The sequence below is a fragment of the Allokutzneria sp. NRRL B-24872 genome (assembly GCF_002155965.1).
Taxonomy (GTDB): domain Bacteria; phylum Actinomycetota; class Actinomycetes; order Mycobacteriales; family Pseudonocardiaceae; genus Allokutzneria.
In genome coordinates this window covers 1-13,546 of the sequence record NZ_MUMH01000085.1, presented here as the reverse complement: position 1 = coordinate 13,546, position 13,546 = coordinate 1, and the positions used below count along the sequence as shown (strand labels likewise).

Here is a 13,546-nt window from a genome sequence, read left to right as displayed (position 1 = left end):
ACGACGGCCCATTTACCGCGGCGATCGACAACTGCGGATCGAGTTCCAACGCGGCGGCAGGCGACGCGACGGACACCATGCCGCCACGACCGGCCAGCGAAGCCGCGATCGCCTTGCTGCGCAGCACAACGACGCGCGCGGCGTCACGCAGGCTCAAAGCACCCGCGACGCACGCGGCGGCGATCTCGCCCTGCGAATGCCCAACCACGGCGCCAGGGGTGACGCTGTACGAGCCCCACAGCGACGCCAGCGACACCATCACCGCGAACAGGGCGGGCTGGACGACGTCGACCCGCTCCAAGGCTTCCGCGTCCCCGAGCACATCGAGGAGGTCCCAGTCGGCGAACTCCCGCAGAGCCGCCGCGCACTCCGCCATCCGCGCGGCGAAAACCGGGTTCTCCAGCAACGGGACGGCCATGCCCACCCACTGCGAGCCCTGACCGGGGAACACGAACGCCACCCGGCGCTCGACGCCGAAGCCCTCGATGACGTCGTCACCGAGCACGACCGCGCGGTGCGGCAGCCGCGCCCGGGTCGTGGCCAGGGTGTGGGAGATGTCGACCGCAGGCACGTCCGGATTGGCCGCCATGAACTCACGCAGGCCCGCGACCTGCGCCGACAGTGCCGCTGGGCTGCCAGCCGAGAGCACGAACGGAACCGGACCGGACACCGGCGCGGCCGCGACGGCGGACACCGGAGCCGCTTGTTCCACGATCACGTGCGCGTTGGTGCCGCTGACGCCGAACGACGAAACGCCGGCGCGACGGGGACGCCCCGACACGGGCCACGGCGTCGGCTCGGTCAGCAGCGACACCGCACCCGCCGACCAGTCCACCTCGGGCGTCGGCTCGTCGACGTGCAGCGTCCTGGGCAGCAGCCCGTGCCGCATCGCCTCGACCATCTTGATCACACCGCCGACACCCGCCGCCGCCTGCGCGTGGCCGATGTTCGACTTCACCGAGCCGAGCAGCAGTGGGGTCAACCGGTCCTGGCCGTAGGTCGCCAGCAGCGCCTGAGCCTCGATCGGATCACCCAGCGTCGTCCCGGTCCCGTGCGCCTCGACCGCATCGACGTCCACAGTGGACAGACCGGCGTCGGCGAGCGCCGCGCGGATCACTCGCTGCTGCGCGGGACCGTTGGGCGCGGTCAGGCCGTTGGACGCGCCGTCCTGGTTGACCGCCGTCCCGCGCACCACTGCGAGGACTCGGTGGCCGTTGCGCTGTGCGTCGGAAAGCCGCTCCAGCACGAGCATTCCGGCGCCCTCGGACCAGCTGGTGCCGTCTGCTCCGGCGGCGAAGGACTTGGAGCGGCCATCCGGCGCGAGCCCGCCCTGGCGACTGAACTCCACGAACAGCGAGGGTGCGGCCATGACGGTCGCGGCGCCGGCGAGGGCCAGCGAGCACTCCCCGCGCCGCAGCGACTGCACCGCCAAGTGCAGCGCCACCAACGATGACGAGCACGCCGTGTCCACGGTCAACGCCGGACCTTCGAGACCGAACGTGTACGAGATCCTGCCGGAGGCGACACTGGCGGCGGTTCCGCTGGCCAGGTAGCCCTCGGTCTCCTCGATCCCGGTCGACGCCGCGAGCTGCTGGGCGCCGTAGCCGCCGTTCATCACCCCGGCGAACACCCCGGTGTCGCTGCCGCGCAAGGAATCCGGCGCGATCCCGGCACGTTCGAACGCCTCCCACGCGATCTCCAGCAACAGGCGCTGCTGGGGGTCCATCGCCAGCGCCTCGCGTGGGGAGATGCCGAAGAACGCCGCGTCGAAGCTCGTCGCGTCGCGCAGGAAACCGCCGCGCTGGACGTAACTGCGGTTCGTCTGGCTGGAGTCCCAACCTCGGTCGTCGGGGAAGTCCGCGATGGCGTCGGTACCGGAAAGAACCAGGTGCCACAGGTCTTCAGGCGACTCGACGCCGCCCGGGTAGCGGCAGCTCATGCCGACGATCGCGATGGGCTCGTCGGTGCTCGTGGCCGTGGTCGCGGCGGCCGGGCGATCGCGTCGGCCCGTCAGCTCCGCCTGCACGAACTCCGCGACAGCCCTCGGCGTCGGGTAGTCGAAGACCAGGGTCGCGGGCAGTCGCACGGCGAACAACGCGTTCATCCGGTTGCGGAACTCCACGGCGGTGAGCGAGTCGAAGCCCATTCCCTGGAACGCAGTATCAGCGCCAACCGAGGCCCCCGAAGCGTGCCCGAGCACGTCAGCGACCTGGTCCCGCACCATCTTCAGCACCGAGTCGGCGGTGACCTCGGCCTTCCTGCGCACCGGCTTGCCGCCGAAACCACGCAGCACGGCGGGCAGATCGGTCCGCGAGCGCAGCACCGAGCGGTCCAGCCGCACCGCGACCGTGCTCGCCCCCGTGCTCGCGTCGAACAGGTCCAGAGCGTCCTCAGTGGACATTCCGACGACGCCGGAACGCCCGAGACGCGTGCGGTCGGCCTCGCTCAGCGTGCCGGTCAACGCGCTCGTCTCCGACCACAGACCCCACGCGATCGAGGTGACTGGCAGTCCTTCGGCCCTACGCAGTTCGGCGATCGCGTCGACCGCGCAGTTCGCCGCCGCGTAGTTGCCCTGTCCCGCCGTGCCGAGCACTCCGGCGATCGACGAGAACAAGATGAAGGCGGTCAGCTCCCGGTCACGGGTCAGCTCGTGCAGGTGCCACGCGGCCCCGGCCTTCGGCGCGTGCACGGCCGCGAGCCGCGACGGCGTCAGCGACTCCACCAAGCCGTCGTCGAGCACCGCGGCGGCGTGCACCACGGCCGTGATCGGGTAGCGCTCGAACAGCTCCGCGAGCGCATCGCGGTCGGTGACGTCGCAGCTCACCACCTCCGCGCCGTCCAGCTCATCGCCACCGGACCGGCTCGCCAGGACGACGCGCCCCACGCCGTGCACGCGCAGCAGGTGCTCGGCGACCGCCCTGCCGACCGTGCCCGTGCCACCGGTGATCAGCACGCAGTCCCGCGAAGTCCACTTCGGACTATCCACAGTGGACTCGACGACGCCGAGCCGCGGCACGAAAGCTTCGCCGTCGCGCAGCCACACCTCTGGCTCACCAGAGGCCACGACCGCCGCCAACGGGGCATCGGACGAATCGGTGTCCACCAGGACGAACCGCCCTGGCTGCTCCGAGATCGCCGACCGCACCAAGCCCCGCACAGCGGCATGCGCGGGGTCGGTCGACGCGTTGCGCGTGACCACCACCAACGGGGAGTCCGAGGATTGGATCGCCGCCAACACCTCGTCGACGGTGCCCGCGTGCAGCACCTCCGGCACCACGCCGACCTCAGCGGGCAGGTCGATCCGAACCGGGCGAACGGCGAACAGCTCGCGGCGACGGAGTGCCGAGATCGGCCGCATCACCAGCGACCGCGCGGTCAGAACGGGATTGCCCGCCACGTCGGCCACGACCACCGAGACACCGCTGTCCGAGCGGCGGAGGTGGACCCTGGCAGCCGTGGCGCCAGAGCCGTGCAGAACCACGTCATGCCAGGAGAACGGCAGCTCGGTGGCGTCGAGGACGAGTGCGTGCAGGCCCGCGTCGAGCAGCGCCGGGTGCAGGCCGAAGCCCTCGTGCTCCACGCCCTCCGGGAGCTCGAGCTCGGCGAAGACCTCGTCATCGCGCCGCCACGCCCTGCGCAGCCCCCTGAAGACCGCGCCGTACTCGAAACCGTTGTCCCGCAACACGTCGTAGGCGTCCGCGAGATCGATCTCCGGCGCTGACGGTGGCCACTCCGCCAGCGCGACACCGTCGTTTGCCGCAGCGGAAAGCACACCGGTGGCGTGTGACGTCCACTCGTCGTCGGACAGCGAGTCGGTCAGCGAGTGCACGGTGATCCTGCGCCGCCCGGACTCCTCCGGAGCGCCAACCGCCACCTGGAGCCGAACGCTCCCGTCGGCAGGGATCTCCAGCGGAGTCTCCAGGACCAGTTCTTCGATCAGGTCGCAGCCGAGCTGATCGCCCGCGCGCACCGCGAGCTCCAGGAACGCCGTCCCCGGCAGCAGCACCGCGCCGCGCACGGCGTGATCGGCCAGCCACGGGTGGGAGCCGAGCGAGATCCGCGAGGTGAACAGGAATCCGCCGGAATCCGGTAGCTCGGTCGCGGCGCCGAGCAACGGGTGCTCCGGAGCGACGAGCCCGAGGGCAGCCGCGTCGGTGACCGCTGGGGCTCCGCCGTCGAGCCAGAAACGCTCGCGCTGGAAGGCGTAGGTCGGCAGCGCGATGTGGTTGCCGCGCAGAACAGTCGACCAGTCGACCGGGGCGCCGTGCGCGTGCGCCTCAGCGAGCGAGGTGAGGAACCGGTCGAAGCCGCCGTCATCACGGCGCAGAGATCCCACCGTGGTGGCGTCGATCGCACTGGTCAGCACGGGATGCGAGCTGCACTCGATGAACAGGTGCCCGCTCAACGCCGTGACCGCGTCGTCGAAGCGCACGGTCCGCCGCAGGTTCTCGTACCAGTACTCGGCGTCCAGGTTGGTACCCGGTACCACGGCGTTTTTCACGGTGGAGTGGAAGGCGACCGTGGTCGGCCGGGGCTCGATCCCCGCAAGCAGGGCGAGCAGTTCCTCGCGCAGTTCCTCGACCTGAGCGGTGTGCGAGGCGTAGTCGACCGGAATCCGCCGTGCGCGCTCCCACCGAGCGAGCACGTCCTCCAGCGCCGCCGGATCACCAGCAACCACAGTGGACGATGGACCGTTCACCGCCGCGATCGACAAGCCCGGCCCCAACTCCAGCTCGGAAGCCGGGACGGGGACCGAGACCATCCCGCCCCGACCGGCGAGTGAGGCCCGGATGGCTTTGCTGCGCAACACAACTACGCGCGCGGCGTCACGCAGGCTCAAAGCACCCGCGACGCACGCGGCGGCGATCTCGCCCTGCGAGTGCCCCACGACCACCGAAGGCTCGACGCCGTGCGAGCGCCACACGGAGGCCAGCGACACCATCACCGCGAACAGCACGGGCTGCACGACATCCACGCGCAGCAAGGCATCCGCGTCGTTCAGGACCTCGAACAGATCCCAGTCGACCAAGTCCTCCAGCGCGTCCGCGCACCGGTCCATCTGCGCGGCGAAAACCGGGGACGAGCCGATCAGCTCGACCGCCATCCCCGGCCACTGCGAGCCCTGGCCGGGGAACACGAACGCGATACCGCGAGTGTCCGCGTTCCCCCGCACCACGCCTGGCAGTCCCGATCCGAGCGCGGCCAGCCCGGCGAGCAGTTCCTCGCGGTCCGAACCGAGTACCACCGCGCGGTCGTCGAACGCCGTGCGCGTCGTCGCCGCAGACCACGCGACATCCGCCAACGGCACTTCCTCCCGCAGGAAGGACGCCATGCGCGTGGCCTGCTCACGCAGCGCCAACTGCCCACGCCCGGACAGCGGAAGCGGGATCAGGACCGGGTGCGAACGCTCGCCAGCAACGGATTCCGGCGCCTGCTCCAGAACGACGTGCGCGTTGGTCCCGCTCACGCCGAAGGACGACACGCACGCGCGACGCACATCGGTGTCCGGCCAGGGAAGGTGCTCGGTCAGCACCGCGACCGAACCCGCCGACCAGTCCACGTGCGCGGTCGGAGTGGTGACGTGCAAGCTCTTCGGCAGCACGCCGTGCCGCATCGCCTGCACCATCTTGATCACACCGCCGACGCCCGCCGCCGCCTGCGTGTGGCCGATGTTGGACTTCAAGGAGCCCAGGTACACCGGCGTCGAACGATCCTGGCCGTAGGTCGCCAACAGGGCCTGAGCCTCGATCGGATCGCCGAGCCGCGTCCCGGTCCCGTGCGCCTCAACGACATCAATGTCCGAAGTGGACAGTCCAGCGTCGGTGAGCGCCGCGCGGATCACGCGCTGCTGCGCGGGACCGCTCGGCGCGGTCATCCCGTTGGACGCCCCGTCCTGGTTGATCGCCGAACCCCGGATCACCGCGAGCACCGGGTGGCCGTGGCGCCGGGCGTCGGAAAGCCGCTCCAGCACCAGCACGCCGACGCCCTCGGCGAGGCCGAAACCGTCCGCGCTGTCGGAGAACGCCTTGCTGCGGCCGTCCGGAGCGAGCCCGCCCTGGCGCGAGAACTCCACGAACATCCCGGGGCCGGACATCACCGTGACGCCCGCCGCGAGCGCGAGGCCGCACTCGCCGCGCCGCAGCGACTGGGCCGCGAGGTGCAGCGCGACCAGCGACGACGAGCACGCCGTGTCCACGGTGACCGCGGGTCCCTCGAAGCCGTACAGGTAGGAGACGCGCCCGGACATCACGCTGCCGGTGTTGCCGGTGAAGACGTAGCCCTCGGCGTCGCTGCCCTGGTCCATGCGCGGGCCGTAGTCCATGGTCATCGCGCCGACGAACACGCCGGTCCCGCTGCCGCGCAGGGACGCGGGGACGATGCCCGCGTGCTCCAGCGCCTCCCACGAGGTCTCCAGCAGCAACCGCTGCTGCGGGTCCATCGCGGCGGCCTCGCGCGGGGAGATCCCGAAGAACTCCGCGTCGAACAGATCCGCCTCGCCCAGGAATCCGGCCTGGCGCTGGTAGAACGTACCTGCTGGACGGGATTCGCCGTCGTAGGCGGCGGCGAAGTCCCAACCACGGTTTCCCGGGAAGTCCGCGACCACGTCCGCGCCGTCGCTGACCAGGCGCCACAGGTCGTCCGCTCCGGCGACACCGCCGGGGTAGCGGCAGCCGATGCCGACGATGACCACGGGGTCGTCGTCCTCGGCCGGGCGGCTCGCCACCACGACCTCTGGCTCAGGTGCGCCGACCAGCACCACGCGGACGTACTCGGCGACGTCGGCCGGGGTCGGGTGGTCGAACACCATCGTGATCGGTAGATCGACACCAACGGCCGACGAAATGCGCGCGCGGATCTCCAACGACGTCACGGAGTCGAAGCCCAGCTCGCGGAACTGGCGATCGGGTGCGACCCGCTCGGAGGTACCGCGCAACGCCATGATCTCCTGGCACACCAGCTCAGTCAGGTGCGCGCGCTGCTCGGACTCCACCATGCCCGCGAGCCGCGCGCGCAGCGGCGACTCCACGTGCGCGTTCGCCCGCTCGGCGCCGGGCAGTTGCACCACGCGCGCGTCCTGCCCGCTGTACACGGCGTCCCAGTCCACGGACACTCCGTCGACGTGGAGTTCGCCCAGCGAAGCCATGATCCGACTCTGCCCGGCGTGGCCTCTGCGCAGCGAGCCACGCACGGAAGCCGCCGCGCCCTCGGTTTCTACGGTCTGCTGGATGGCGGCGGTGAGCACCGGATGCGGACTGAGTTCCAACAGAACTCCGGTCCCGTTGTCCAGCGCCACCCGCGTGGCGCGGTCGAACTGGATGGTGTTGCGCAGGTTGTGGCACCAGTAGTCGGCGTCCAGCTCGACGTGCTCCGGCAGCACCTCACCGCGCGCGGCCGACACGAACGGCACGCTCGGACGACGCGGGCGGATCGGGGCCAGCGCCTCGCGCAGCCACTCCGCGATCCGGTCGATGTGCGGGGAGTGCGCCGCGAGGTCCACGTCGATCCTGCGCGCCGCGATCCCTTCGGAGACAAGCTCCTCCAGCAGCTCCGACGCGGCGTCGGCGTCCCCGGAGACGATCACCGAGCGCGGTCCGTTCACCGCACCCAGAACTAGCCGACCGCCGAAGGTGGCCAGCCGCGCGCCCACGTCCTCCGGCGCGGCGGGGACCGCGATCATCGCACCGTCACCGGCCAACGTCGCCTGCGCGCGGCTCCACAACGCCACCACCCGCGCACCGTCCTCAATGGACAGCGCGTCGGCCACCACGGCGGCGACGACCTCGCCGAGGCTGTGCCCGAGCACGGCGGACGGCGCGACGCCGTACGAGCGCCACACCGAGGCCAGCGACACCATCACCGCGAACAACACCGGCTGCACGACATCCGTACGACGCAGGGCTTCGCCGTCCTCCAGCGCGTCGAACAGGTCCCAGTCGACGAACGGCTCCAGCGCCCGAGCGCACTCCCGCATCCGCTCGCCGAACACGGGCGAGGACTCCAGCAGCTCCGCCGCCATCCCGGCCCATTGCGAACCCTGTCCCGGGAACACGAACACGACGCCGCCCGACACCGGAGAACCCTCGGTCAGCCCGGGCGCTCCCCTGCTGTCGGCGAGCGCTTCCAGAGCGCCGAGAAACTCCTCGCGGTCAGTGGCGGACACCGCAGCACGCCTGCCTCGCCCCTGAGCAGCGGCCAGCGACAAGCCGATGTCCGCCGGGCTCCAGTCCAACCGCGCACGCAGTTCCTCGGCCAGCACGCTCGCATACGCGCGCAACGACGCGCTCCCGGACGCGGAAAGACCCCACAGCAGCGGCTTCACCGACTCATCGCCCCTCGTCATGGCTTCGCAGCTGCCCCTTCGAGCGCGAGCCGCACCAGGTCCCGCACGTCCATCTGCTTGATCTCGGCACTCTTGTCGGCGCTCTTGGCCACGGCGGCGGGCTGCTCGGCGAGCCGCACCAACGGGTCGAGCAGACCGGACTCCCGCAGCCTCGTGATCGAGACCGTCGCCAGCAGCCGTCGCAGCTCGTCGTCGCCCACGGTCGCGTCAGCGTCCACTGTGGACGAAGGAAGCAGTCGCTCAAGGACGTGGTTCGCGAGCGCGTCCGGCGTCGGGTAGTCGAAGACCACCGTCGCCGACAGCCGCAGACCCGTGACGGCGTCGAGCCGGTTGCGCAGCTCCATCGCCATCACCGAGTCCAGCCCCATGTCCAGGAAACCCTTGTCGCCCAGCACGTCGGCCGGAGCGAGCTTGAGCACCGCGGCGAGGTGCTCGCGCACGATCCCCGTCACCTCGCGTGATCTGTCCTCTTCGGACAGTTCCGCCAGCCGGGCGCGCAACGCCTCCGCGCGGGCGCCGGTCAACTCCACCCGAGGCCGGGGCAGTCGCACGAGGCCGCGCAGCAACGGCGGAACGCGGTCGTAGCGGCCGAACTCGCGCCGCATGGCCTTCACGTCCATCCGCGCGGCGACGACCGCGCGGTGCTCGGTCTCGGCGAGCACGAGGTCGAAAGAGTCCTTCTCCGCGCTCTCGCCCCAGAAAACCACGGTCCCGGAACCTCGCTGGTCCACAATGGACTCCAGCTCGGCGTCGGCGGCGCCGAGCTCCGCCAGCCCCCGACCGCCCAGGAGCGCGTCGAACGAGGCGACCAGGACGAACGCCCGCAGGTCGCGGTCGCGGGTCAGCTCGTCCAGGTGCCGGGCCCCTTCGCCGCCGGTGTGGATCACGGCCGTCAAGTCCGCGATACCCGCCAGCAAGCCGGAAACCGCCTCCCGGTCAGCAAGATCGCACTCCAGCGCGCTGGTGACGAGGACGACCTTCTCGACGCCGTGCGCCGTCGCCAGGTGCTGCGCGAACCTCGTCCCAAGTGGACCCGTGACCAGCACCGTTCCCGCGGAGCCGAGCGGATCGCCCGCCTTGGCCGCGACACGGGCCAGGCGGGGCACCAACGGCCGTCCGTCCCGGATCGCGAGCTGCGGCTCGTTCGCTCCCGCGACCGCGGGCAGGACACGGCGCGACAGCTCGTTGTCGTCCACATCGGCCAGCACGACGCGCCCAGGGTGTTCCGCCTGCACGGAACGCAGGAAACCCCACACCGCCTTGTCCCCGGACACGACGACCAGTCGCGAGTCGGCGAGCCGAGGTTCCGCCAGCCACTCCCACACGCCGTCCACACTGGAGGCGACCGCCAGCGCGGGTGCGGGCAAACCGGAGTCCATGGCCTCGCGCAGCGCTGAAACGTCAACGTGCCAGTGACCGTCGCCCCACGCTGGCCGCAGCGCGGCCGAGAGGCCCGGATCGTCGACGCCGAGCATCGTCCAGCCGCTGCGCAGGGACTCCGACACGTCGTGCACGACGAGATCGGCGTCCACCCACTCCACCGCGTACAGCGAAGCCTCCGCCGAGCGCGTCAGCTCCTCCGGCGCGATCGGTCGCACCTCCACCGACTCCGCCGACACGACCGGAACGCCGGAGAAGTCAACGGCGGCAAGCGAGTACGCGTTCTCGCCGACCGGAGAGAGACGCACGCGCAGCCCACGAGCCCCCTCGCTGTGCACCGAAAGCCCGCGCCACGTCATCGGCAGAACCGGCGCCACGCTCTGCATCGCTTGCGCCACGGCGTCGATGAGCACCGGGTGGACGGCGAAGGACTCGGCGTCCACGTCCAAGGACACTTCGGCGAAGATCTCGTCCTCGCGACGCCACACGTGGCTCAGGGAACGGAATGCCGGACCGTGGTCGTAGCCCTGATCAGCGAGCTTGTCGTGGACATCGAGCACTTCGACGGCGCCGAGCGGCGGCCAGTCACGCGTAGCGATGGGCAGCGGCGCAACGGCGTCGGTCGCGAGGACCGCGCGGGCGTGCGAGACCCACGGCTCCGACTCATCGCTGTCGGACTCCCTGGAGTACACCTCAAGAACGCGCTCACCGCGCTCGTCCGGGGCCTCCACCACAACGCGCAGGTTCACCGCAGCTTGCTCGGGAACGATCAGGTGCTCGCGCAGCTGGAGTTCGCGGACCTGCGAGCAGCCCAGCAGCGCGCCGCAGTACGCGGCCAGCTCGACGAACGCGGCTCCCGGCGCGAGCACCGCGTTCCAGACGGTGTTGTCCGCCAACCACTGGTGCACGTCCAGCGCGAGCCGCCCGGAGAGCACGAACTTGGCCGAGCCCGGCACGTCGGTGGCGGCCGTGAGCAGCGGATGCGTGATCGCGGTCAGCCCGAGACCACTCGCGTCGCCGGTCGCGGTATCGGCTGGAACCCAGTACCGCTGCCGCTGGAACGCGTAGGTCGGCAGGTCCAGCCACGGACGGGGCCGACCGGCGAACACCTCGTTCCACCGCACCGCGACCCCGTCCACGTGCAGACGGGCCAGCGCAGAGGTCACGGCCTGCACGTCCTCGGTCCCACGCCGCAGCGCCGAGGTGAACACCCCCTCGCCCGCAACGGTTTCCTGGGCCGCAACGGCAAGGCCGCCGTCCGGGCCCAGCTCCACGAAGCGGGTCACGCCCTGCTCGTGCAACCAGCGCACGCCATCGGCGAACCGCACGGCCTCGCGCACGTGGGACAGCCAGTAGTCGACCGAGCGCGCCTGCTCGTCGGTCAACCGCTCGCCGGTCACGTTGGACACCACGGGCACGCGGGGCGTGGCGAACTCGACGGAACGCAGTACCTCCGCGAACTCCGTCAGCATCGGCTCCATCAGCGCGGAGTGGAACGCGTGCGAGACGCGCAGCGGCTTCGTCCGGACCTTCTCCGCGCGGCAGGCGGCAGCGACCCCGGCGACCGCACCGGCCTCGCCGGAGATCACCACGGCTGCGGGGCCGTTGACCGCAGCGATGCCGACGTTCTCCAGCAGCCGCTCGCGAACCCACTGCTCACTGCCCGCGATCGCCACCATCGCGCCGCCCTCGGGCAGTTCGCGCATCAACCGGCCACGCGCGGCGACGATCATCGACGCGTCCGCCAACGACCACACCCCCGCGACGTGCGCCGCCGCGAACTCCCCGACGGAGTGTCCGATCAGGAGATCAGCTCGAACTCCCCAGCTCTCGAAGAGCCGGTACAGCGCCACTTCCACCGCGAACGTGGCCACCTGCGTGTAGTCCGTGCGGTCGAGCAGCCGGGCCTCGGCGGTATCCGGGCGCGCGAAGACCACCGACCGCAGCGGGCGCTCCACGTGCTGGTCGACGGCCGCGCACACCTCGTCGAACGCCTCGGCGAACACGGGATGCGCGTCGTAGAGGCCGCGTCCCATCCGCGCGCGCTGCGAGCCCTGCCCGGAGAACACCACGGCGAGCTTGCCCGCGTGGGCCTTCGCCTGAACGACGTCCGCCGACTGACCTCCTGCCGCGAGAACGTCGAGTGCGCTGAGCTGATCAGCCCGGCTCCCCGGGAGCACGGCGGCACGCACACCCATCGCCGGGCGCGTGGTCAAAGCGACCGCCACGTCGGCCAGATCCACGCCCACGTTTGCGTCCACATAGGACTTGAGGCGTGCGGCCTGCTCGCGCAGCGCGTCGTCGGTCCTGGCCGACAGCATCAAGGGCAGCGCACCGGGAATCCGCGCGGGGACGGGCTCCTCGTGCTCGGCAGGAGCTTCGAGGATCACGTGGGCGTTGGTACCGCTGAGCCCGAACGAGGAGACCGCAGCCCGCCGCGCGCGCCCGGTCTCCGGCCACGGCGCGGACTCGGTCACCAGCCGCACTGCGGCGGAGTTCCAGTCCACGCGCGGTGACGGCGCGTCCACGTGCAGCGTCGGCGGGACGAGCCCGTGCCGCATCGCCTGCACCATCTTGATCACGCCGGCGACCCCGGCCGCGGCCTGCGTGTGGCTGATGTTCGACTTCACCGAGCCCAGCAGCAGCGGTCGGTCAGCGGGCCGATCACGGCCGTACGTAGCCATGATCGCCTGCGCCTCGATCGGATCGCCCAGCGTGGTGCCGGTGCCGTGCGCCTCCACAACGTCCACATCGGCCGGTTCGAGCTCAGCCCACTCCAACGCCTCGCGGATGACGCGCGCCTGCGAGGGACCGTTGGGCGCGGTGAAGCCGTTGGAGCGCCCGTCCTGGTTGACCGCCGACCCGCGCAGCACCGCCAGCACCCGGTTGCCCGCCTCGCGCGCGTCCGAAAGCCGTTGCACCACAAGCACTCCGACGCCCTCGCCGAAGCCGGTACCGTCCGCTCCGGCGGCGAAGGCCTTGCAGCGGCCATCGGGTGAGAGCCCGCGCTGCTGGCTGAACTGCACGAAGACCTCGGGCGTCGGCAACACCGTCACACCGCCGACGAGCGCCATCGAGCACTCCCCGGCGCTGAGCGCCCGCGCGGCCAAGTGCAGTGCCACCAACGAGGACGAGCACGCCGTGTCGACGGTGATGGCGGGCCCTTCCAGGCCGAGCGTGTACGCGACGCGGCCGGAGGCCATGCTCAGCGGGTGCCCGGAGGAGTAGCTGGACATGACGCCGCTGAACACCCCGGTCCGGCTGCCGCGCAGGACGGCCGGGTCGATCCCGGCGTGCTCGACCGCCTCCGCCGTGCACTCCAGCAGGACTCGGTGCTGCGGGTCCATCGTGAGCGCTTCGCGCGGACTGATGCCGAAGTGCTCCGCGTCGAAGAGCGCGGCGTCGTCGAGGAAACCGCCGCGCCGGGTCGAGCTCCTTCCCGGCGTTCCCGGCTCCGGGTCGTAGATCCCGGCGATGTCCCAGCCGCGGTCGCGGGGGAAGTCGGTGACGGCGTCGCGCCCGGCCGCCACCAGGTCCCACAGCTGGTCCGCGGACCCGACCCCGCCAGGGAAACGGCAGGCCATACCGACGATCGCGACCGGCTCCCGCGTCTCGCGCAGCTGCCGACGCAGGTCCTGCAGCTCGGCGGTGGCTCGCCTGAGGTAATCCAGGTACTTCTGCTCGTCGGCCATGGTCTTCGGCTCCCCCAGGAGAAACGGCGGCGCGGCGCGGGGTGTGACCCTCCCGAATGATCCGCACCGCCGCACCCACCCGACCAGGAGGTTTCAACGGCGGATTTGTTTCCGCCTAAGGGCTGTCTCGTAA

Annotated in this window: 2 protein-coding genes (1 of these 2 cut by a window edge); both read right to left on the bottom strand. The window is 71.2% G+C overall.

Going from position 1 to position 13,546, the window contains the following annotated elements:
• A protein-coding gene (locus tag CCN37_RS39135) for a type I polyketide synthase (RefSeq protein ID WP_143261731.1) crosses the window boundary here: on the bottom strand, positions 1–8,341 show its beginning. The gene continues 11,876 nt to the left of window position 1, outside the view; only the first 8,341 of its 20,217 coding nucleotides appear in the window; the start codon lies at positions 8,339–8,341; its stop codon lies beyond the left edge, outside the window.
• Positions 8,338–13,413 (bottom strand): type I polyketide synthase, encoded by a 5,076-nt coding sequence (locus tag CCN37_RS21895; RefSeq protein ID WP_086824096.1) that lies wholly within the window; start codon positions 13,411–13,413, stop codon positions 8,338–8,340. Before CCN37_RS21895 ends, CCN37_RS39135 begins: the two co-directional genes overlap by 4 nt.
• Positions 13,414–13,546: the final 133 nt, after the last annotated feature.